Origin of the sequence: Streptomyces xylophagus, assembly GCF_000716435.1 — a bacterium.
GTDB classification, from domain to species: domain Bacteria; phylum Actinomycetota; class Actinomycetes; order Streptomycetales; family Streptomycetaceae; genus Streptomyces; species Streptomyces xylophagus.
This window is the reverse complement of the sequence record NZ_JNWO01000014.1, coordinates 94,276-115,323: the sequence shown is the minus strand read 5'-3', so window position 1 is coordinate 115,323 and position 21,048 is coordinate 94,276. Positions and strand designations below refer to the sequence as shown.

21 protein-coding genes are annotated in these 21,048 nt (G+C 70.8%); 13 read left to right on the top strand and 8 right to left on the bottom strand.

The features are described from left to right. Window positions 1–11: 11 nt before the first annotated feature. Both OO70_RS29065 and OO70_RS29060 read right to left on the bottom strand, forming a co-directional pair. On the bottom strand, window positions 12–977 hold the full coding sequence (locus OO70_RS29065) for an electron transfer flavoprotein subunit alpha/FixB family protein (protein ID WP_043677547.1): 966 nt from the start codon (window positions 975–977) through the stop codon (window positions 12–14). Between the two features lie 87 nt (window positions 978–1,064). Then, entirely contained in the window at window positions 1,065–1,826 is a 762-nt protein-coding gene (locus OO70_RS29060; RefSeq protein WP_063749749.1) for an electron transfer flavoprotein subunit beta/FixA family protein, read from the bottom strand. A 163-nt stretch (window positions 1,827–1,989) separates the two neighbouring features. On the opposite strand from OO70_RS29060, the gene OO70_RS29055 reads away from it, so the two are divergent. The 7 genes from OO70_RS29055 to OO70_RS29025 are packed head-to-tail and all read left to right on the top strand — an operon-like array spanning window position 1,990 to window position 8,896. Next, window positions 1,990–3,312 carry a phenylacetate--CoA ligase family protein gene (locus OO70_RS29055; RefSeq protein ID WP_043677544.1) on the top strand — a complete coding sequence of 441 codons (1,323 nt, stop codon included), beginning with the start codon at window positions 1,990–1,992 and terminating at the stop codon, window positions 3,310–3,312. Further along, entirely contained in the window at window positions 3,312–4,043 is a 732-nt protein-coding gene (locus OO70_RS29050) for a hypothetical protein (RefSeq protein ID WP_043677543.1), read from the top strand. Before OO70_RS29055 ends, OO70_RS29050 begins: the two co-directional genes overlap by 1 nt. 2 nt (window positions 4,044–4,045) lie before the next feature. Further along, window positions 4,046–4,957 carry an SDR family oxidoreductase gene (locus OO70_RS29045; protein ID WP_043677542.1) on the top strand — a complete coding sequence of 304 codons (912 nt, stop codon included), beginning with the start codon at window positions 4,046–4,048 and terminating at the stop codon, window positions 4,955–4,957. A 4-nt stretch (window positions 4,958–4,961) separates the two neighbouring features. Beyond that, a complete protein-coding gene (locus OO70_RS29040; RefSeq protein ID WP_043677539.1) occupies window positions 4,962–5,405 on the top strand; it encodes a Zn-ribbon domain-containing OB-fold protein in 444 nt (147 codons plus the stop codon). Next, window positions 5,402–6,550: a thiolase family protein gene (locus OO70_RS29035; RefSeq protein WP_043677537.1), complete on the top strand. Its 1,149-nt coding sequence runs from the start codon at window positions 5,402–5,404 to the stop codon at window positions 6,548–6,550. The genes OO70_RS29040 and OO70_RS29035 overlap by 4 nt, the downstream gene beginning before the upstream one ends. A 13-nt stretch (window positions 6,551–6,563) precedes the next feature. Continuing rightward, window positions 6,564–7,784 (top strand): acyl-CoA dehydrogenase family protein, encoded by a 1,221-nt coding sequence (locus OO70_RS29030; protein ID WP_043677535.1) that lies wholly within the window; start codon window positions 6,564–6,566, stop codon window positions 7,782–7,784. Next, window positions 7,781–8,896: an acyl-CoA dehydrogenase family protein gene (locus tag OO70_RS29025; protein ID WP_043677533.1), complete on the top strand. Its 1,116-nt coding sequence runs from the start codon at window positions 7,781–7,783 to the stop codon at window positions 8,894–8,896. The genes OO70_RS29030 and OO70_RS29025 overlap by 4 nt, the downstream gene beginning before the upstream one ends. A 67-nt stretch (window positions 8,897–8,963) precedes the next feature. Here the strand turns inward: OO70_RS29025 and OO70_RS29020 are convergent, their stop codons facing one another. From OO70_RS29020 to OO70_RS28995, 6 genes are read right to left on the bottom strand one after another with little or no spacing between them, the layout of a single operon-like run. Further along, window positions 8,964–10,121 carry an acyl-CoA dehydrogenase family protein gene (locus tag OO70_RS29020; protein ID WP_043677530.1) on the bottom strand — a complete coding sequence of 386 codons (1,158 nt, stop codon included), beginning with the start codon at window positions 10,119–10,121 and terminating at the stop codon, window positions 8,964–8,966. 10 nt (window positions 10,122–10,131) lie between these two features. Continuing rightward, window positions 10,132–10,665, bottom strand: a complete 534-nt coding sequence (locus OO70_RS29015) for a DoxX family protein (RefSeq protein WP_043677528.1) — start codon at window positions 10,663–10,665, stop codon at window positions 10,132–10,134. Then, window positions 10,662–11,573 (bottom strand): SDR family NAD(P)-dependent oxidoreductase, encoded by a 912-nt coding sequence (locus tag OO70_RS29010; protein WP_043677523.1) that lies wholly within the window; start codon window positions 11,571–11,573, stop codon window positions 10,662–10,664. The genes OO70_RS29015 and OO70_RS29010 overlap by 4 nt, the downstream gene beginning before the upstream one ends. A gap of 3 nt (window positions 11,574–11,576) precedes the next feature. Beyond that, window positions 11,577–12,743: a CaiB/BaiF CoA transferase family protein gene (locus OO70_RS29005; RefSeq protein ID WP_043677521.1), complete on the bottom strand. Its 1,167-nt coding sequence runs from the start codon at window positions 12,741–12,743 to the stop codon at window positions 11,577–11,579. A gap of 30 nt (window positions 12,744–12,773) precedes the next feature. After that, on the bottom strand, window positions 12,774–13,553 hold the full coding sequence (locus tag OO70_RS29000) for an enoyl-CoA hydratase/isomerase family protein (RefSeq protein WP_043677519.1): 780 nt from the start codon (window positions 13,551–13,553) through the stop codon (window positions 12,774–12,776). Between the two features lies 1 nt (window position 13,554). Beyond that, window positions 13,555–14,310 (bottom strand): SDR family NAD(P)-dependent oxidoreductase, encoded by a 756-nt coding sequence (locus tag OO70_RS28995; protein ID WP_043677517.1) that lies wholly within the window; start codon window positions 14,308–14,310, stop codon window positions 13,555–13,557. An 85-nt stretch (window positions 14,311–14,395) separates the two neighbouring features. On the opposite strand from OO70_RS28995, the gene OO70_RS28990 reads away from it, so the two are divergent. The 6 genes from OO70_RS28990 (at window position 14,396) to OO70_RS28965 (ending at window position 21,047) form a co-directional block, all read left to right on the top strand. Continuing rightward, window positions 14,396–15,538, top strand: a complete 1,143-nt coding sequence (locus OO70_RS28990) for an acyl-CoA dehydrogenase family protein (protein WP_043677515.1) — start codon at window positions 14,396–14,398, stop codon at window positions 15,536–15,538. Between the two features lie 91 nt (window positions 15,539–15,629). Continuing rightward, window positions 15,630–17,120: an aldehyde dehydrogenase family protein gene (locus OO70_RS28985; protein WP_043677513.1), complete on the top strand. Its 1,491-nt coding sequence runs from the start codon at window positions 15,630–15,632 to the stop codon at window positions 17,118–17,120. Between the two features lie 34 nt (window positions 17,121–17,154). Beyond that, a complete protein-coding gene (locus OO70_RS28980; protein ID WP_043677510.1) occupies window positions 17,155–18,729 on the top strand; it encodes an AMP-binding protein in 1,575 nt (524 codons plus the stop codon). Window positions 18,730–18,733: 4 nt separating this feature from the next. Beyond that, window positions 18,734–19,885, top strand: a complete 1,152-nt coding sequence (locus OO70_RS28975; RefSeq protein WP_043677749.1) for a thiolase family protein — start codon at window positions 18,734–18,736, stop codon at window positions 19,883–19,885. Next, the gene (locus tag OO70_RS28970) at window positions 19,882–20,283 is read left to right on the top strand and encodes a Zn-ribbon domain-containing OB-fold protein (RefSeq protein ID WP_043677508.1); all 402 of its coding nucleotides are present in this window, start codon (window positions 19,882–19,884) and stop codon (window positions 20,281–20,283) included. Before OO70_RS28975 ends, OO70_RS28970 begins: the two co-directional genes overlap by 4 nt. A 5-nt stretch (window positions 20,284–20,288) precedes the next feature. After that, window positions 20,289–21,047, top strand: a complete 759-nt coding sequence (locus tag OO70_RS28965) for a FadR/GntR family transcriptional regulator (RefSeq protein WP_043677505.1) — start codon at window positions 20,289–20,291, stop codon at window positions 21,045–21,047. Window position 21,048 lies beyond the last annotated feature (1 nt).

Sequence of the window (21,048 nt, the reverse complement as noted above, 5' to 3'; positions counted from 1 at the left end):
GGCGGAGGAGATCAGCTCCGCCGCCGCTCGATCTCCTCCACCAGCTGCGGGAGCACCTGGAAGAGATCCCCTACGACGCCGTAGTCGGCGAGTTCGAAGATCGGGGCGTCCGCGTCCTTGTTGACGGCGACGATGGTCTTGGAGGTCTGCATGCCCGCGCGGTGCTGGATCGCCCCGGAGATGCCGGCGGCGAGGTAGAGCTGCGGGGAGACCTGCGTGCCGGTCTGGCCGACCTGGTGGCTGTGCGGGTACCAGCCCGCGTCGACGGCCGCGCGGGACGCCCCGACGGCGGCGCCCAGGGAGTCGGCGACGCGCTCGATCACGGCGAAGTTGTCGGCGCCGTTCACGCCCCGGCCACCGGAGACGACGATGTCCGCCTCGCTCAGTTCGGGTCGGTCGCCGCGCTCCCGGGGTGTGCGGGACAGGACCTGGACGGCGGCAGAGGCCGGGCCGAAAACGACGTCCCGCTTCTCCAACTCGGGTGTGACGGGGGCTGGTTCCGGTGCGGTGGCGTTCGGCTTCACCGTGATCACCGGGGCGCCCTGGGTGACGTGTGCCGTCACCTGGTATGTCGCCGCGAACGCGGACTGCTCGGTGACCGGACGGCCGTCCGCGCCCGCCGTGATGTCGACGGCGTCCGTGATCAGCCCCGACCCCAGTCGCAGCGCGACCCGGGCGGCGGTCTCCTTGCCGTCCGGGCCCGACGGCAGCAGGATCGCCGCAGGGGTGGTGCTCCCGGCGATCTGTACGAGGGCGTCGACGGCCGGAGTGACGAGGAACTCCTCGACCTCGGGCGCGTCCACGACGTACACCCTGTGCGCGCCGTACCGGCCGAGAACCTCGGTCGCGGTGTCCGCGCCTGGACCGAGGAAGACCGCCGACGGTTCACCCAACCGGCGTGCCAGGGTGAGGAGTTCGAGGGTCGGCTTGCGGACGACGCCGTCCAGGTGATCGACGAGTACGAGGATCTCGGCCACGTTGATGGGCTCCTTGGGTCGGTCAGACGAACTTGTCGGTCAGGCGAACGTGGACAGACGAACGTGTCGGACAGGCGACCTCGTCGGTCAGACGAACTTCTTGGCGGTGAGGAACGCGGCCAGTCCGATGCCGCCCGTCCCGTCGTCGGAGACGAGTTCTCCCTTGGTGCGCGGCGGACGCCGGGTCGCGGTGTCCACCGCCGTCCTCGCGGCCGTACGGCCGACCTGCCCGGCGTCGATCCCGAGGTCGGCGAGGTCGAGGGTCTCCAGGGACTTCTTCTTCGCGGCCATGATCCCCTTGAAGGAGGGGTAACGGGCGTCGCCGGAACGGTCGGTCACCGACACGACGGCCGGCAACCCGCCCCGGACCCGCACGGTCGCGGTGTCGCCCTCGCGCCGGCCGGTCAACGCCCCGTCCTCGACGGTCAGTTCCTCGATGTGGGTGAGGGCCGGGACGCCGAGCCGTTCCGCGAGCAGCGCTGGTACGACGCCCGCGCCGCCGTCCGTCGAGGCCATCCCGCACAGCACGAGATCGAAGCCGTGCCGTTGGATCGCCCCGGCCAGCACGAGCGAGGTGGCGAACACGTCACTGCCCTCGATGTCCTCGTCGGCCACGTGAATCGCCGAGTCGCCGCCCATGGCGAGCGCCTTGCGCAGGGCGTCCTTCGCGTCGTCCGGACCGATGGTGAGGTAGCAGATCTCGACGTCGGGGCCCGACTCCGCGATCCGCAGGGCCTGTTCGACCGCGTACTCGTCGAGTTCGGACAGCAGTGAGTCGACCGACGCGCGGTCGGTGGTGCCGTCCTCGGTGAAGGTGCGGTCCGCCGTGGCGTCGGGCACGTGCTTCACGCAGACAACGATCTTCACATCGCCCTCCCGAGGCTCTAATGAGTACTAATAGTTAACTATATAGGGCGAGCGAGCGCGAGAGTTCCCCGAGATTCAGTCGAATTAGTTGACTGATTGCGCTGATAGCTGGAAGATCTGGGCAGCTGAGCCGCGAGGAGGCGTCATGGCCGGGGACAGGGACACCGCTGACAGGTACTTCGAGCCACAGGTGGAGACCATGGCCCGGGACCAGCTGCGGGCACGGCAGGAAGAGCGGGTGGTGGAACTCGTCGAGTACGCCTACGCCAACTCCGCCTTCTACCAAGCACTTTGGGACGAGCACGGGGTGCACCCGAGCGACGTCCGCACCCTCGACGACTTCCGGGCCCGCATCCCGTTCATCACCAAGGACATGGTGCGCGCCCACCGGGCCCGCACCGGCGACCCCTTCGGCGGGCTGCTCTGCGTCCCGACCGAGGAACTGACCTCCGTCTCCTCCAGTTCGGGCACCACCGGCGACCCGGAGTTCTTCGCCGAGATCTGGGAGGACGCGCCGCCCCTGGTCACCGCGCAGGTGCGTGACCTGTGGGAACTCGGCCTCAGGCCGGGGGACCGGGTGCTGAGCCCGCCCGGCACCTTCCGCAACCTCATGGACCCCGGCTACCAGGCGCTCGGCGCGGTCGTCATCGAGGTGGACACCTGGCTCGGGAAGATGGACGAGGTCGTCGAGGCCCTGCGCACCTACCGCCCGGCCTACCTCCAGATGATGTATCCGCAGATGGTGGAGCTGGAGCACCTGGCCGGCCGGACGGACCTCAAGGAGGCGTTCTCCTCCCTCAAGGGTGCCTCCTGCGCCGGACAGCCCCTCAGCCGGAAGATGCGCGAGCGGATCCGCGAGGACTGGGGCATCGACGTCTACGAGTACACCAGCGCCGCCGACACCGGCACCGCCTGGGAGTGCCGCGAACACGACGGCTTCCACCTCTGGGAGGACACCGTCTTCGCGGAGTGCGTGGAGGTCGACGAGCACGGCTGGCGCGACGCGCCGGAGGGCGACCTCGGCGAACTGGTCGCCACCGACCTCGACAACCGGGCCGCGCCGCTGATCCGTTACCGCAGCGAGGACCTCGTCCGGCTGTCCCGGGACCGCTGCGGCTGCGGGCGCACCCATGCCCGGATGTGGGTGGCCGGCCGGCGCGGCGACGAGACGCTGGTCCAGGGGCGTTCCGTGGTCCTGCGGGACATCTGGCAGGCGGTCGAGGACCAGCCCGAGACTGTGGCGGGCGTCTTCCAGATCGTCCGCGCCGGACGCGAGGTCGACGAACTGCGCCTGCGCGTCGGCTACGACCCCCGGCTCACCGGCGACGTCGACGCCCTCGCCGGACGCCTGAGCGAAGCCGTGCGCGAGCGGACCGGCGTCAAGCCGGTGCTCGACATGCGCACCGAGGAGGACCTGTTGAAGACCATGACCAGCGTCGCCAAGTTCCCCCGGGTGGTGAAGAGTTGATGGCCCGCGCCGACACCCTGGCCAGGGCCCGCACCCTGGACCGGCCCGAACTCGCCTACCTCGTCCGCTTCCCCACCTCCGAGGGCATCCGGGACATGGAACTGACCTGGACGGAACTCGCCCGCGACACCGACTGGGTGACCGCCCGCCTCCGGGACCACGGACTGGCCGCCGGACAGCGGGCGTTGCTGACCACCTCTGGCTTCGAGGGCTTCTGGGGCCACGCGGTGATCGGCGCCCTGCGCGCGCTGAAGGTGCCGTACGGCATCGCCGAGGCGATGGGCTGGGACCACCGCAGGACCGCCGTCTTCCACCGCGAACTCGCCCCGCACGCGGTCATCGGCCTGTCGGCGGAGACCCTGGAGGGGCTGGCCGGTGCGGCCGACGTCGGTGAGATGTTCCGGACGACGCCGGTCGTGCTGGCCCGGCCCGCCGCCGTACCGGTACTGCGCGGGGTGGGCGTGTCCGCCGCCCTGATCGCGACCGTGGGACCGGCCCTTGCCCTGGAGTGCCCCGAGCGCGGTGGCGCGCACGTCAACGCGGCCGAGTGGCGGGTCGACGCGCGGGACGGACAGCTGTCCGTGGCGGCGGGGGAGGAGCGCACCTCACTGCTTCCCGAGACCCCGCTCGGCATCGCCGGACGCGTGCTCACCGGCCGCTGCGCCTGTGGCAGCGAGGACCCACGGGTCCTCTTCGCCGAGGCCAACCAGCCCACATCATCGAGGAGTTGAGGATGTCCGAAGGAGTGGTCGACGGCCGGGTCGTGGTCGTCACCGGCGCCGGCAACGGGATCGGCCGGGCACACGCCCTGGCGTTCGCCGCGCACGGTGCGAAGGTCGTGGTCAACGACCTGGGCGGCGCGCGCGACGGCGGAGGCGCCTCGGCCGGACCCGCCCAGACCGTGGTCGACGAGATCGTCGCGGCAGGCGGCGAGGCGGTGGCCAACACGGACGACATCTCCGCCTGGGACGGCGCCGCCCGGCTCGTCCGACAGGCCGTCGACACCTACGGCGGACTGGACGTCCTGGTCAACAACGCCGGCATCCTGCGGGACCGGATGATCGTGTCGATGACCGAGCGGGACTGGGACAGCGTGATCGCCGTCCACCTCAAGGGCAGCTTCGCCACCCTGCAGCACGCCGCCGCGTACTGGCGCGAGCGCGCCAAGTCCGGTCACGACAACGACGCCCGGGTCATCAACACGACCTCCCCGTCCGGCATCTTCGGCAACCCCGGCCAGTCGAACTACGGCTCGGCCAAGGCCGGCATCGCGAGCCTCACCGTCATCGCCGCCGCCGAACTCGCCCGCTACGGCGTGACGGTGAACGCCATCGCGCCCACCGCGCTCACCCGGCTCACCGAAGACATCGAGATGATGCGACAGGCCGCCGAGGCCCAGGACCTCACCCCCGAAGCCATCTCCCCGCTCGTGGTGTGGCTCGGCTCGGCCGCCTCGCGCGAGGTCACCGGCCGGGTCTTCGGCGTCGTCGGCAACCGCATCACCGTCCTGGAGGGCTGGGTCAACGGCCCCGGCGCGAGCGCGGAGTCGCGCTGGACATCGGAGGAACTGACCTCGATCGTCCCGAACTTGGTGGCCAAGGCGGCTCCGAACGCCGACGCCCTGGGCAACCGGAACGGGGCATGAGGACATGACGACCACTCAAAAACCCGTCGCTGAAGGCCTGTTCACCTGGCCACCCGATGAGAGCACGCCTCTGCGGCTCATCGGCTCCGAGTGCACGGTCTGCGGACTGGTGAGCTTCCCCGCCGCCTCGGACTGTGTCCGGTGCGCGAGCACGGAGTCCAAGGAACGGCTCCTGGCGGAGCGCGGGACGCTCTGGACGTACACCACCCAGGACTTCCGGCCGCCGTCCCCGCCGTACGACGGCCCCGAGGCCTTCGAGCCATACGCGGTCGGCTATATCGAGCTCCCCGGCGAGTTGCTGGTCGAGGCCCGCCTCACCGAACCGGACCCGAACAAGCTGCGGCTCGGGCAGGAGATGCGGCTGACGCTCGTGCCCTACACCGTGGACGACGACGGCACCGAGATCGTGACGTTCGCGTTCGCCCCGGCGGAAGAGGAGACACCGTGACCGAGGCCGTCATCATCGGCGTGGGGCTTCATCCCTTCGGCCGGTTCCCCGGGAAGCCGGCACTGGACATGGGCGCGGACGCGGTACGGCTCGCGCTCGCCGACGCGGGCGTCAACTGGCCGCAGATCCAGGGGGGTTACATCGGCAGCTACGAGGTCGCCAACCCGGACGCGATCGTCGCCCGGCTCGGCCTGACCGGCGTACCCCTGCGCGGGGTGTTCAACGGCTGTGCCACGGCCGGTACTTCGGTGGCACTGGCCGCCCGCGCGATCGAGACCGGCGAGCACGACCTGACCATCGCGATCGGCCTGGACAAGCACCCGCGCGGAGCCTTCGCCGCCGACCCGTCCGTGGCCGGCATCCCCTCCTGGTACGGACAGACCGGCCTCTTCCTCACCACCCACTTCTTCGGCATGAAGATCAACCGCTATATGCACGACCACGGCATCTCCCACGAGACGCTCGCGCGCGTGGCGGCCAAGAACTTCGGCAACGCGGCCCGGAACGAGAAGGCCTGGCGCCGAACTCCCCTGTCCGTGGCGGAGATTCTCGCCTCGCCCGTGCTCAACTACCCCCTCCGCCAGTACATGTACTGCGGCCCGGACGAAGGAGCGGCGGCCCTCGTGCTGTGCCGGGCCGACCAGGCCCACAAGTACACCGGGAAGCCCGTACGGATCCGGTCAACCGCTCTGCGCAGCCGCCGACTTGGCGCCTTCGAGGTGCAGAGCCCGTCGTTCCCGGTCGGGGAGGTCGTCGCCAGCCCGACCGTGGACGCCTCGCGGGAGGCGTACGAACGCGCGGGCATCGGACCCGAGGACGTCGACGTCGCCCAACTCCAGGACACCGACGCCGGATCGGAGGTCATCCACATGGCCGAGAACGGCCTCTGCAAGGACGGCGAGCAGGAACGCCTCATCGCCGAGGGCGCCACCGAGATCGGCGGCAGACTCCCGGTCAACACCGACGGCGGGCTCCTCGGCAACGGCGAACCGATCGGCGCGTCCGGACTGCGCCAGATCCACGAGATCGTCCTCCAACTGCGCGGTGCGGCGGGAGACCGACAGATCCCCGGCACCCCACGCGTCGGCTACACCCACCTGTACGGCGCGCCGGGCGTCTCGGCGGTCACCATCCTGAGCACCTGAGGGCAGAGCGGACATGGCAGACGACATGCAGGACTTCGCGGCCGAGGCACGCGCCTTCCTCGACGCCCACGCGCCGAAGGCCCCCGACCGCACCGCCCCCACCTGGGGCGAGGGCGACGACTCGATGGCGTACTTCAGCAGCCTCCCGCCCGAGGCAGAGCGGGAGCACGTGCAACGGGCGCGCGACTGGCAGCGCGTCCGCCACGAGAACGGCTTCGGCTGGATCACCGGCCCGGTCGAGTACGGCGGCCGGGGCCTGACCCCCGTCCACGATCTGCTCTACGACGCCGTCGAGTCCGAGTACGAGGTCGCCGACACCGGAGTGCTCAGCGTGATCGGCCTCGGCATGATCGGGCCGACGATCCTCGCCCACGCCCAACCTCACATCAAGGAACGGTGGTTGCCCGCGATGTACCGCGGGGACGCCATCGCCTGCCAGCTGTTCAGCGAACCCGGCGCGGGCTCCGACCTGGCGAGCGTCGCCACCCGCGCGGTCCGGGAGGGCGACAGCTGGGTGCTGAACGGCCAGAAGGTGTGGACCTCGGTAGCCCAGCACAGCCAGATCGGGCTCGCCCTCACCCGCACCAACCCGGACGCGCCCAAACACCGAGGGATCACGGCGTTCCTGGTCCCCATGGACGCCCCCGGCGTCGAGGTCAGGCCGCTGCGGCAGATGACCGGCGGCGCGGACTTCAACGAGGTCTTCCTCACCGACGTCCGCATCCCCGACGACCACCGGCTCGGCGAGGTCGACGGCGGCTGGACGGTCGCCCTCACCACCCTGATGAACGAACGTGCGACCGTCGGCAGCGAGGGCGTGGGCCCGGTGGCCGCCGCACTGTCCCCGGACCACCTCTCGGCCCTGATGCGCGCCACCTGGACCTGGGACGACCGCGCCCTGCGCGCCCGGCTCGCGGAACTCCTCGTGGACACCCTCGCCACCCGGCATCTCAACACCCGTGCCCTGCGCACGCTGCGCGCCGGCGGCACACCGGGCCCCGAGATGTCCGTCTCGAAGCTGATGTACGGCCAGAACCTCACCCGCGCCGCACACTTCGTGTCCGACGTGCTCGGACCCCGGATCATCGCCGACACCGGGCAGTGGGGTACCTACGCCTGGTCCGAACTCCTCCTCGCCACACCGGCGTTGCGCATCCTCGGCGGCACCGAGGAGATCATGAAGAACATCCTCGCGGAACGCGTCCTCGGACTGCCCAAGGAGGTGCGGTCATGACCGCCGACGAGAGCGAACTCCGCGAACTACGGTCCTCCGTACGGGAGTTCCTGGAGGCCAAATCACCCGAGGAAGCCGTCCGCAAGCTCATGGAGAGCGAGCCGCGCTTCGACCCGGCGGTGTGGACACAGGCGGCTGATCAACTGCGGTTGCCGGGCCTGGCGATCCCGGAGGAGTACGGCGGTGACGGCTTCGGCCTGGTCGAACTCGGCGTCGTACTGGAGGAGATGGGCCGTGCCCTGCTGTGCGCCCCCTTCTTCTCGACGGTCGTACTCGCGGCACAGGCACTGCTCGCCTCCGGTGACCGGGAAGCCTGCGCACATCACCTCCCCAGCATCGCGGCCGGCGGGACGACGGCCGCGCTCGCGGTATCCGAGGACAGCGGGTCCTGGGACCCCGCCCTGATCTCCGCACGGGCCGTACCGGACGGGGACGGCGGCTGGAAGCTGAGCGGCCGTAAGTCCTTCGTCATCGACGGTACGACCGCCGATCTGGTCCTGGTCGTCGCCCGCACCGTCGCCGGTCCCTCGCTCTTCGCGGTGGAGAGGGAAGCCCCGGGACTGGCGGCAGAGCCCATGGAGACCCTCGACGCCACCCGGGCGATGGCCCGGCTGACGTTCGACGCGGTGCCCGCGACACTCGTCGGCGCGGACGGGGCGGCCGGGCGCACGATGGCCAAGGTGCTGGACGTCGCGTCGGTCGGGCTCGCCGCCGAGCAGGCGGGCGGCGCGCGCAGGTGTCTGGAGGCGAGCGCCGAATACGCCCGTACCCGGCACCAGTTCGGCCGGCCGATCGGTTCCTTCCAGGCGGTCAAGCACAAGTGCGCGGACATGCTCGTCCAGGTGGAACTTGCCGAGGCCGCGTCCCGGGAAGCGGCGCGACTGGCCGACGAGGGCTCCGCGGAGTTCCCCGTCGCGGCGGCCGTGGCGCACGCCTGCTGCTCACGGGCGTACATGTTCGCGGCCATGGAGAACATCCAGGTCCACGGCGGCATCGGCTTCACCTGGGAGCACCCGGGGCATCTGTACTTCCGGCGGGCGAAGTCCTCGCAGCTGCTGTTCGGCGGGCCCGCCGTGTACCACGAGCGGCTGCTGGACCGGCTCGGGATCTGAGGGTTCCATGGAGACGAGGAAGGCCCCGGGGTGAATTGAACCCCGGGGCCTTCCTCGTTGGTGCCAGTCAGCCCCGGGCCGCCTCGCCCAGCAGCGCCTTCGCGATGATGACCTGTTGGATCTGGCTCGTTCCCTCGTAGATGCGGAAGAGGCGGGCGTCGCGGTAGAAGCGCTCGACGGCGACCCCGCGCATATAGCCCGCGCCGCCGTGCACCTGGACCGCGCGGTCCGCGACCCGCCACACCATCTCGCTGGCGAAGTACTTGGTGCAGGACGGGCCGATCTTGGTGTCCGTACCGGCGTCGAACGCGCGGGCGGCCTCCAGGACCGTGGCGCGGCCGGCGTAGTAGTCGGTCATGGAGTCGGCGATCAGGCCCTGGACGAGTTGGAAGGAGCCGATGAGCTTTCCGGACTGGCGGCGGGTGCGGGCGTACTCGACGGACTCGTCGACCAGGCGCTCGGCCATGCCCACGCACAAGGACGAGATGTGCACCCGGCCGTGCGCGATGCAGCCCATCGCCGTGCCGAAGCCCCGGTTCAGCCCGGCCTCGCCACCGACGAGGGCGGACGCCGGTACGCGGACGTCGTCGAAGTACACGTCCGCCGTCCAGGCGCCGAACTGGCCCATCTTGTGGTCCTTGGGAGCCACCGTGAGGCCCGGAGTGCCAGCCGGGACAAGGAAGGTGGAGATGCCGCGGGTGCGCGGGGCGTCGGGGTCGGTGCGGGCGAAGACCATGAAGACGTCGGCGAGCGGGGCGTTGGTGATGTACCGCTTGGCCCCGTTGATCACCCAGTCGTCGCCGTCCAGGTGCGCCCTGGTGGTCAGGGTCGAGGGATCGGAACCCGCCTCCGCCTCCGTGAGCGCGAACGACGCCAGGACCTCGCCCGAGGCGATCCTCGGCAACCAGTCCGCCTTCTGTTCCTCGGTGCCGCCGACCATCAGGACGTGCCCGGCGATGCCGTTGTTCGTGCCGAACATCGAGCGCAGGGACGGGGTGGTGTACCCCAGCTCGAACATCAACTGCGCTTCCTCGTACATCGACAGCCCCAGCCCGCCGTACTCCTCGGGCAGGGCGAAACCGAACAGGCCCATCTTCTTGGCCGCCTCGCGGATCTCCGCAGGCATCTCGTCCTTCTCGTCGATCTCCGCCTCAAGCGGTACGACGCGCTCGCGCACGAAGCGCCGGACCTCGGACAGCACCGCGCTGAAGTCAGCCGTGTCCATGTCGACTCCCTTATTGCCCTTGGTTATCTGTTTCGGTCTCGTCCGGCTTCCGCTCCGGCCGGTAGCACACGGCCAGCAGCGCGGCGGCGCCCGCTGTACCGACTCCCACGGCCAGCAACGCGGGCCCCGCGCCCGCGCGTTGGCGGCGCAGCACCCCGTCCAGCGAGTACCGGCCGGGGCCCAGCGCGGCCAGGGCGACGGCCGCGCCGCCCACGACACCGACGTACTCCCAGCCGCCCTTGAAGACGAAGAAACCCTTGCCCCGATGGTCGGTTCGGGCCGCCACCGTCATGAGACCGACGGCCGCCGCTGCCGGGAGGGGGTTGCCCGCGCCGAGCGCGATCCCCACGCCGGCTGCCATCTCCGTCCCGGCGGCCATGCGCGCGTGCACCTCGGCGGGCCGCAGTCCTAGTGACTCGAACCAGCCGGTCGTGCCCTTGAGTCCGCCCGGCCCGGCGACCTTGTTCCAGCCGTGCGCGAAGAGCATCGGGCCGAGCGTCGCGCGCAGGACGAGCGCGGCGACGTCATGGCCCGCTGCCTTCACTGGCCGACTCCGGTGGCCCGTCCCGCGGGCGCGACGCCGTACAACTGCGGTACGGCGTCCACGAGTTCGTCGTAGGTGAGAGCCTGTCCCGACGCGCTGGGGTGGACGCCGGCGACGGTCCAGCCCTGGAGCCGGTTCAGCCGGTTGCCCTCGATGCGCAGGACCTGGCCGGTCAGCCAGGCCGCGCTGTCGGAGGCCAGGTAGACGACGACGCCCGAGGCGTTGGCGGGGTCGCGCGGGTCGAAGCCGTCGACGGCCTGGAGGGAGGCGCCGACGGACAGGCCGTCCGTCATCCGCGTGGCCGCGATCGGCGAGATGGCGTTCGCGGTGACGCCGTACTTGCGCATCTCCAGGGCGGTGAGGACTGTGAGCCCGGCGATCCCGGCCTTCGCGGCACCGTAGTTGGACTGCCCCTGGTTGCCGAACAGGCCTGTCCCAGAAGTCGTGTTGATGACGCGGCCGGTGACACGCTCGCCCCGCTTCGACGCCTCGCGCCAGTACGCGCACGCGTGCCGGGTGAGCGCGAAGGTGCCCTTGAGATGGACCGCGATCACGGCGTCGAATTCGGCCTCGGTCATCGAGAACAGCATGCGGTCGCGCACGATCCCCGCGTTGTTCACGACGATGTCGAGTCGCCCGAACTCCGCGACCGTGTCCGCGACCATGGTCTCGGTCGCCGCCCAGTCCGTCACCGACGCGTGGTTGGCGACCGCCTGCCCGCCCAACTTGGTGATCTCGGCGACGACTTCGTCGGCGGGGGAGTCGCCGGTACTCTCGCCGTGCACGCCGGAGCCGAGGTCGTTCACCACCACGGTCGCTCCGGCCTCGGCCAGCGCCAGGCAGTGCGCCCGGCCCAGACCCCGGCCACCGCCGGTCACGACGGCGACCTTGTCGTCGAGGATGCCCACCTGCTACCTCCCGGTTGTGTCGAGTTCGCGGAGTACGTCGTCGGTGTGCTCGCCGAGCGTCGGCGCACCGCTGCGCGGCTTGTCGTCAACACCCCAGAAACTGACGGGGGTTGCCACGGTCCGCAGCGGTGGCGCGTCACCCATGCCGGGCTGTTCGACGAACGCCCCGACGGCTTCGGCCTGCGGATCGGCCGCGACCTCCGCGAGCGTCTGCACCGGCGCCCACCAGACACCCTCGGCGTCGAATCGCGCCGCCCATTCGTCCAGCGGCCGGCTGGCGAACTCCTCGTCGAACACGGCGATCAACTCGCGTACGTGCGCACGCCGTTGCTTGCCCGTCGCGAACCGTTCGTCCGTCTCCAGGTCCGCGCGACCGAGCGCCTTGACGACGCCGGGCCAGTGCCGGTTGCCCTCCAGACCGACCAGCCAGAACCAGCGGTCGTCGGCGGCCCGGTAGGAGTTGTAGAGCGGGGACTCGTGCTCGGTGCGGTGGCGGGTGCGGCCGCGCCTGCCGAAGAAGTTCTGCAGGGCGAGGTCGTTCCCGTTGGCGTACGTTCCGGACCGCAGCAGCGATACGTCCACCACGCCGCCCTCGCCGGTGCGTTCGCGGCGCAGCAGCGCGGCCAGGACACCAGCCACCAGGTTTGCCGCGGCCGTACGGTCACCAAGTCCCGGACGGATGCCGGGCGGTGGCTCCCCGGCCGGATTGAGCATGGCGGCGATGCCGGGCCGCGCCCAGAAGGCGGAGACGTCGTAGCCGGCACGGTCGCGCTCGGCGCCCGTCCAGCCGTAGCCCGTCAACGTGCCGACGACCAGGCGGGGATGGCGGGCGCGCAGCTCGTCCGGGGCCAGGCCCAGGCGTTCCAGCGCGCCGGGGCGGAGGTTGGTGACGAAGACGTCGGCACGCTCAAGTAGCCGTTCCAGTACGCCTTTTCCGTCCTCCGAGCGCAGGTCGAGGACGATCCCGCGCTTGCCGCGGTTGTCGGTCTCGAACGGGGGCGCGCTGTCGATGTCCTGGCCGACGTGCCGGAGCGTGTAGCGGTTGGGATCGCCGGTCGGCGCCTCGACTTTCACCACGTCCGCGCCCCAGTCCGCGAGCATGGTGGCCGCGGCCGGAGCCGCCACCCACATGCCCAGTTCGACGACCGAAATGCCTTCCAGTGGCCGCACAACCCACCTCCCTGTCTGTCGGTACGACTGCTAGATGCCGCGGAAGTCGCCAGGGCGGCGTTCCCGGAAGGCCTTCAGTCCCTCGACCCGGTCCTCCGTGGAGAACAGCACCGAGACGGTCTCGCGTTCGTACGAGATCGCCGCCTCCAGATCCATCCCGAGGCCGTAGTCGATCAGCCGCTTTCCCGCCGCGAGGGCCAGCGGGGCGCCGGCCGCCAGCGCGGCGGCGAGTGCCTCGGCGGCGTCCAACACCTTGCCGGGCTCGGCGAGTTCGTTGACCAGGCCGAGCGCGTGGGCCCGTTCCGCGTCGATCGGTTCGCCGGTGAGGATCATCTGCTTGGCGATCGCGGGCGGGATCAGACGCGGCAGCCGCTGTGTGCCGCCCGCGCCCGGCAGTACGCCGAGCTTCATCTCGGGCAGGCCGAGCCGCGTGCCCCGCTCCGCGACCCGCAGGTCACAGGCGAGCGCGAGTTCGAGACCGCCGCCGAAGGCGAACCCGTGGACGGCCGCGACCGAGGGCTTGGGGAAGTCCTCCAACAGTGCGTATGCGTCGGTAAGTTGCTGGACGAAGGAGTGGAACTGCCGTGGTGCCGTGAACGACTCGATCTCACCGATGTCGGCCCCGGCCGAGAAGGCCCGGCCCGCTCCGGCCACGACCAGGGCACGTACGTCGTCGTTGTCGCGCAACCCGGTCAGCGCGCGGGTGAGCCGGTCCACGGTCTCGGAGCCGATCGCGTTGAGCTGCCCCGGCCGGTCGAGGGTCAACACGGCGATCCGGTCCCGGAGTTCGACACGCAGCACGGTGTCCACCTCAGACCATCGTGAGTCCGCCGCTGACCGAGAGCGTCTGCCCGGTCATGTAGGCGGCGTCGTCGGACGCGAGGAAGGCCACCACACCGGCGATGTCGGCGGGCTGGGCGACGCGGCGCAGCGGGATCGCCCGCAGGGTCGCGTCGTACATCTTCTGGCTGTACTCGGCGACCTGCCCGAGCAGCGCGGTGTCGGTCGGCCCGGGGCAGACGCTGTTCACGGTGATGCCGTGCCGGGCCACCTCGCGGGCCAGCGCCTTGCCGAAGGCGATGACACCGCCCTTCGTCGCCGAGTACACGACCTCGCCGGACGAGCCGACCCGGCCGGCGTCCGAGGCGATGTGGACGATCCGGCCGCCGCCCCGCTCGATCATCGGGTCGAGGACGGCCCGGGTCATCGTGATCGTCCCGCGCAGATTGACGGCGATGATCCGGTCCCAGGTCTCCTCGCCGCTGTCGACGAACCGGCCGATGACGTCGACGGCCGCGTTGTTCACCAGGACGTCCACCGGGCCGAGTTCGACGGTCACGCGTTCCACGGCTGTGCGTATGGCTGCGCTGTCGGAGATGTCCGCGCCGACTCCCGTGGCGCGCACGCCGTACCGCTCCGCGAGCCGGCCCGCGACCTTGCCGGCCGCCTCCGCGTCGAGATCGCAGACGGCGACCGCGGCTCCCTGGGCGGCGAGTCGGTCGGCGATTGCCTCGCCGATGCCGCGGCCCGCTCCGGTGACGAGTGCCACCTTGTCCCGTACGCTCACGCGCCCTCCCTCGCCCGGCTGCCGATACAGCGCTATCGTATAACTACTTCAGCTAAATAAGCGAGATGCCTGAGCGGAGTCGAGCATGCGCCGAACGATCTTCACCGAGGAGCACGAGCTGTTCCGGGAGACCGCCCGCTCCTACTACCTGCGGGAATGCGCTCCGTACGCCGAGCAGTGGGAGCGGGACGGGCAGGTGAGCCGGGCCGCGTGGGCGGCGGCGGGCAAGGCCGGACTCATCGGCTGGCAGTTCCCGGAGGAGTACGGCGGCCAGGGGATCTGGGACTTCCGCTACAACGCCATCATGGCGGAGGAGATGGCGGCCACCAGTTCGGTCGGCATCGGGCTCGGGCTGCAGAACGACGTCATCCCGCCCTATCTGACACGCCTCACCACCCCTGAGCAGAAGGCCCGTTGGCTGCCCGGAGTGACCAGCGGCGAGACGATCTGCGCACTCGCGCTGTCCGAGCCGGCCGCCGGATCCGACCTCAAGGCCATCCGCACCACCGCCCGCCGGGACGGCGACGAGTGGGTGATCGACGGCTCCAAGACGTTCATCACCAACGGCATCCTGGCCGACCTGGTAGTCGTCGCCTGCAAGACCGACCCCGACGCCGGGCACAAGGGCATCAGTCTGATCGTCGTCGAGCGGGACACGGAGGGCTTCGAGCGCGGGCGCAAGCTCGACAAGGTCGGCATGAAGGCGCAGGACACCGCCGAACTCTTCTTCCACGACGTCCGCGTCCCCGCCGAGAACCTCATCGGGCAGGAGAACCGCGGTTTTTACCACATGATGGGCAACCTCCCGACCGAGCGCCTCGCCATCGCCGTCTCCTCACTGGCGGCGGCCGAGCGGGCCTTCGAGCTGGCGCTGGACTACGCCAAAACGCGCACGGCGTTCGGGCAGCCGATCGGCGAGTTCCAGGCCAACCGGTTCGCCCTCGCCGACATCAAGGCCAAGCTGGGCGCTGCCCGCGTCTACGTCGACGGCTGCATCATGGCCCTGTTCCAGGGCGAGTTGACGCCCGAGGAGGCCGCGGCGGCCAAGTACTGGACCTCGGAGACCGGCTGGCAGGTCATCGACCGCTGCATGCAGTTGTTCGGCGGCTACGGCTACGTCAACGAGTACGAGATCGCCCGGATCTGGCGCGACAGCCGGGTGCAGCGGGTGTTCGGCGGCACCTCGGAGATCATGCAGGAGATCATCGGGCGCTCGCTGGGCCTCTGATGCCGGCCGGACTCATTGACTGGCTTGGATAAATAGGTTAGCTATTTAAGCGAGATGTGCGAGATGTGGGATGCGGCTCAAGGAGGCAACCGTGGTCACGGTCGACGTGAAGCTGCACCAGGACAGAGCCAAGCACGACCTGCCGCGCCCCCGCCTGGTCATCGGCGGCAAGGACGTCACCGACACGAGCGGCGGCCAGTACGAGCACCGCAACCCGGCGACCGGCCTCGTCCAGGCGCACATCCCGCTCGCGGGCCCCGCCGAGGTGGACCGGGCCGTCGCAGCCGCCCGCCAGGCCTTCGAGGTGTGGGGCACCATGCGCCCCACCGAGCGCCGCCGCCTGCTCACCCGCTTCGCGCAGCTCCTCCGCGACCACATCCCCGAATTCGCCGCGATCTGCCCGCTGGAGAACGGAGTCTGCATCGGCGGCTGGGCCTCGAACGTCGGACCGCACGTCGCCGAATGGACCGAGTACTACGCCGGCTGGGCCGACAAGATCGAGGGCATGGTCGGCGCGGCCTACAGCCCGCACGAGAACGTCGAGTACACCATCGCCGAGCCCTACGGCGTCATCGGCCACATCATCACTTGGAACTCACCCGCACTGTCCCTGGCGATGAAGGTCCCGCCGTCGCTCGCCGCCGGCAACACCGTGGTCATCAAACCGGCCGAGTCCACGCCGTTCTCCGCGCTGCTCTTCGCCGACCTGGCCCGCGAGGCGGGCATCCCCGAGGGGGTCGTCAACGTCGTCACCGGACTCGGTGACGCGGGATCGGCGCTGGTCACCCACCCCGGCGTGGACAAGATCTCCTTCACCGGAGGCCCCGCCACCGCACGCCGCATCATGGCCGATGCCGCGCAGAGCCTCAAACCCGTCGTCTTCGAGCTCGGCGGCAAGTCCGCCAACCTGCTCTTCGCCGACACCGACCTCGACACCGTGGTGCCGTACTGCGCGGCCTTCGCCATGAGCAACACCGGCCAGGGCTGCGCACTGCCGACCCGGCTGCTGGTCGAGCGGTCGATCTACGACGAGGTCGTCGCGCGCGTCGCCGGTGTGGTCGCGCACCTGCCGGTCGGTGACCCGCTCGACCCGGCAACGTACATCGGACCCCTCATCGACGAGGCCGCCCGCGACCGGGTCCAGGGCGTGATCGACAAAGCGGTCGAAGGTGGTGCGGGGCGGCTCGTGTACGGCGGTGAACGCATCGACGCCGACGGCTACTTCGTCTCCCCGACCGTCTTCGCCGACGTCGACAACCGCAGCGACCTCGCCCAGCAGGAGATCTTCGGCCCTGTCCTGGCCATCACCCCCTTCGACACGGAGGACGAGGCCGTTGCCCTCGCCAACGACACCGAGTACGGCCTGTCCGCCTACATCCAGTCCCGTGACATCGGGCGCGTGAACCGGCTGGTGCCGCGTCTGAAAGCCGGGACGGTCTACGTCAACCCGGGCCCGAACCCCATCAGTTCGCCCACCACACCGTTCGGCGGCGTCGGGACGAGCGGGTTCGGCCGGGAGGGCGGCAAGGCGGGTCTCGACGAGTTCATCCACGTCAAGGGTGTCGGCATCAGCCGCGCCTGACGCCCGCCTTCCGAAAGCCCTGGGAGCCAAGAGCATGCATTCCGCACGCCGCCTGACGTTCGGCGACATCATCCGCGAGCACCGAAGGTCCTTTCCCGACGGCATCGCCCTCGTCGACGGCGAAGTCCGGCTGACCTGGCCGCAGTTGGACGAGCGGACCAACCGTCTCGCCAACGCCCTCACGGCCGCCGGGGTCGGCCCCGGCGACCGCGTCCTCTGGCTGGGACAGAACTCCTTCCGCATCTGGGAACTGCTCGGCGCCGCCGCGAAGATCGGTGCCATGGTCTGTCCCGGCTACTGGCGCTGGGCCGCCCCCGAAATGGCGTTCGCCGTAGAGGACTTCGACCCCCGGGTGGTGATCTGGCAGGACGAGGAGATCGGCGACACGGTCGGCAAGGCGCGGGCCGAACTGGGCAGCGACCACCGGGCGTTGTGGCTGCGGCACGACTCCGAGGCCCCCGGCTCCTACGAGTCCTTCCTGGCCTCCGGCGCGGCCGAGGACCCGGCCGTCGCCGTGGACCCGGACTCCGCGCTCCTGGTCATCTACACCGCGGCGATCTCCGGACGCCAGTCCGGCTCGATGCTCTCGCACCGCAACCTCCTTGCCATGGGCGCGAGTTCCGCCTGGATGGGGGACATCGGCACGGAGACCGCCTTCCTCGGCGCGGGCCCGATGTTCCACATCGGCAACTACCAGTTCTGGGGCGTCCCGGCCTTCGTACACGGCGGCAAGAACGTCGTCGTCCGCCGGGTCGTCGCCGAGGAGTTGCTCCCGCTGCTGGCGGCGGAGCGGTGCACGCACGCGTACCTGATGCCCCCGACGATCGCCCAACTCGTCGCCCTCAACCGGGAAGCGGGCCACGACCTCTCGCACCTGCGGGCCAGTGTCGCGGCCCCCCTCTGGCAGGGCACGGTCCCCACCGACACCAGCCGCTTCACCCGCAACGGCGGCGGCGAGGGCCGCGGCTACGGCCAGACCGAGGTGACCGGCTTCGCCGTGACCGGCGCCTACGGCGGCACGGGCACCGGCAACGCGGGACGCCCCGGCCCCTTCACCGCCGTACGCATCCTGGACGGCACCGGCAAGGAGTGCGCAGTCGGCCAGGCCGGTGAGATCTGCGTCCGGGGCGACCTGGTGCACCTCGGTTACTGGAACCGGCCCGAGATCAACGAGCAGCGTTTCCGCTTCGGTTGGTGGCACACCACCGACCTCGGCCGGCGCGAGAGCGACGGCACGATCAGCTTCCTCGGCACCACGACCCGCATGCTCAAGTCGGCCGCCGAGAACATCTTCCCGGCCGAGGTGGAGAACTGCATCGAGTCCCACCCGGCGGTGAAGGAGGCCGCAGTGATCGGTGTCCCGAACGAGCGCTGGGCGCAGGACGTCAAAGCGGTCGTCGTCCTCCACCCCGACGCCGAACCGGTCACGGCCGCGGACGTCATCGAACACTGCCGGGCGCGGATCGCCTCGTACAAGAAGCCGAAGACGGTGGAGTTCGTCGAGGCGCTGCCGCGCACCAAGGACTTCGCCAAGGACTACGAGGCGCTCGACGAGCGCTTCGGCGGGGGCGGTTACCCCGGCGGCGACCAACTCGGTGCGGGGCGGTGACGCCGTGAACGGCCGCCAACCCGTCGTCGTCGGCGTGCACGCCACCGAGCAGGCGCTGTCCCTCCCACACCGCGACGCGATGGGCCTCGCCCTCGAAGCGGTGCGTGGCGCGATCGAGGACGCCGGGCTGACTCCGGCGGACGTCGACGGCGCCCAGGTCGACTGGCCCGGCCCGGGTGGTGTGCCCGGCGAGGGCAGCTCCTGGGCGCGGATGCTCGGCCGGGACCTGCGCTGGACCAGCGACTCGATGCTCGACAACGCCGGCTCGCGGGGCCTGCTGAAGGCGGCGGCGGCCGTACGGGCGGGGTTCGCCGACACCGTCGTGGTCGGCGGCTGCAAACTGGTCTCGCGCGGTGCGGGCCCCGTCGGCGCCGGAGTCCCGCTGGAGTTCGCCGACGTCTGGGGCAGCTACGTCGTCGCCCAGTTCGCGCTGGTAGCGGCCCGGCACATGCACCAGTACGGGACGACCGCCCACCAGCTCGCGGAGGTCGCCGCCACCGTCCGCAACAACGGCACCACCAACCCGGAGGCGATGATGTACGGCCGCGGCCCGTACACCGCCGACGACGTGCTCGCCTCCCGCATGGTGGCCACACCGTTCCACCTGCTGGACTGCTGCATCGTCGGCGAGGGCGGCGCCGCCCTCGTGGTGACCACCGCCGAACGGGCCCGCGACCTGCCCCACCCGCCCGTCGCCGTGCTCGGCGGCGGCATGGAGTACCACCAGGCCGCGTACGCCAACCCCGCGCTGTACCGGGAGGTCGGCCAACTCGGCCGGGACGCGGCCACTCGCGCCTACGCCATGGCGGGCATCGGCCCGCAGGACGTGGACGTCTTCTCCCTCTACGACCCCAACTCCTTCGAGATCATCCGGCAGTTGGAAATCCTCGGGCTGTGCGGCGAGGGCGAGGGCGGCCCCCTGGCCGCCAGCGGCGCCATCGCCGTCGGAGGCAAGCACCCCGTCAATCCCGACGGCGGCTGCCTGGCGTACGCGTGGAACGGAACCCAGCAGATGACCCTCAAAGTCGTCGAGGCCGTACGGCAGTTGCGCGGCACCGCCGTCCACCAGGTCGAGGGCGCGGAGCTGGCGGTCGTCGGCAACGCGGGCTCCGGCGCGCAGCACTACGAGATGAGCGTGCTGGGGAGGATCCGATGAGCCGCCCCGTGCCCGTGGCCACCCCGCTGTCCCGGCCGTTCTGGGACGCGGCCCGGCGCGGAGATCTGGTCGTCCCGCACTGCCCGGCCTGCGGGCTGCGCTTCCTCGTGCCCGAACCCGCCTGCCCCGGCTGCATGTCGGCGGACTGGCGGTACGTGCCCAGCGCCGGCCGGGGCACCGTCTACTCGGTGACCGTGGTCCACCGCGCACCCGGCCCCGGCTTCGAGACACCGTTCGCGCTGGCCGTGATCGACCTGGACGAGGGCGGCACCCTGCTGTCCCACGTCGACGCGGGCGACCCGGACGACGTGACCATCGGCATGCGGGTGCGCGTGGACTTCCGGCCCCTCACCGACGAGATCACCTTGCCGTACTTCGTGCCGGTCCCAGGCGACTGAAGGAGATGGATGCCGTGGCGAACACGCCGGTACGGGTCCCGAAGATGGCCGAGCTGGTGGCGGCACAGCTGCGCCGCAAGATCGTGCGCGGGGAACTGGCCGAGGGGGAGGCGCTGCCCGCCGAGACGGCCCTGATGGCGGAGTTCGCCGTCTCCCGGCCGACGCTGCGCGAGGCGTTCCGGGTACTGGAGTCGGAGTCGCTGATCAGCGTGCGGCGGGGCGCCCGGGGCGGGGCACGGGTGCAGGTCCCCGAGGGCACGGTCGCCGCCCGCTACGCGGGAGTCGTCCTCGAATACCGCGGTACGACCCTCAAGGACGTCTACGACGCCCGTACGGTCATCGAGGCACCGTGCGCCAGTCTGCTGGCCGAGCGCCGCACCGACCGGGACCTGGAGCGGCTGCGGGCCTCCGTCGCCGAGGCAGAGGGGCTCATGGACGACCCCTCGGCCTTCATCCGCGCCCACATGGAGTTCCACGCCCTCGTCGTCGAACTCGCCGGCAACGAGACGCTGAGCGTCCTCAACGGCATGGTCCGGCACATCATCGACCAGGCGAACTGGTCCCACGTCGACCTCGACGCCGGCAGCCCCGAGAACATCCGGGCCAACCGCCGGGGCTTCCGCGCCCACGGCGCCCTCGTCGAACTGGTCGCCGGGCGCCGCACCGAGGCCGCCGAGGAGCTGTGGCGCCTCCATCTCCAGGAGGCCGAGGACTACCTGCTGCAGAGCAGGTCCATGACGACGGTCCTGGACCTGCTCTGCTGAC

Excerpts from the sequence above, each read along its gene's own strand:
- OO70_RS28965 (WP_043677505.1), top strand. The coding sequence starts at position 20,289 with ATGGATGCCGTGGCGAACACGCCGGTACGGGTCCCGAAGATGGCCGAG.
- OO70_RS28990 (WP_043677515.1), top strand. The coding sequence starts at position 14,396 with ATGCGCCGAACGATCTTCACCGAGGAGCACGAGCTGTTCCGGGAGACC.
- OO70_RS29055 (WP_043677544.1), top strand. The coding sequence starts at position 1,990 with ATGGCCGGGGACAGGGACACCGCTGACAGGTACTTCGAGCCACAGGTG.
- OO70_RS29025 (WP_043677533.1), top strand. The coding sequence starts at position 7,781 with ATGACCGCCGACGAGAGCGAACTCCGCGAACTACGGTCCTCCGTACGG.
- OO70_RS29050 (WP_043677543.1), top strand. The coding sequence starts at position 3,312 with ATGGCCCGCGCCGACACCCTGGCCAGGGCCCGCACCCTGGACCGGCCC.
- OO70_RS28980 (WP_043677510.1), top strand. The coding sequence starts at position 17,155 with ATGCATTCCGCACGCCGCCTGACGTTCGGCGACATCATCCGCGAGCAC.
- OO70_RS29040 (WP_043677539.1), top strand. The coding sequence starts at position 4,962 with ATGACGACCACTCAAAAACCCGTCGCTGAAGGCCTGTTCACCTGGCCA.
- OO70_RS29045 (WP_043677542.1), top strand. The coding sequence starts at position 4,046 with ATGTCCGAAGGAGTGGTCGACGGCCGGGTCGTGGTCGTCACCGGCGCC.
- OO70_RS29020 (WP_043677530.1), bottom strand. The coding sequence starts at position 10,121 with ATGGACACGGCTGACTTCAGCGCGGTGCTGTCCGAGGTCCGGCGCTTC.
- OO70_RS28970 (WP_043677508.1), top strand. The coding sequence starts at position 19,882 with ATGAGCCGCCCCGTGCCCGTGGCCACCCCGCTGTCCCGGCCGTTCTGG.
- OO70_RS29030 (WP_043677535.1), top strand. The coding sequence starts at position 6,564 with ATGGCAGACGACATGCAGGACTTCGCGGCCGAGGCACGCGCCTTCCTC.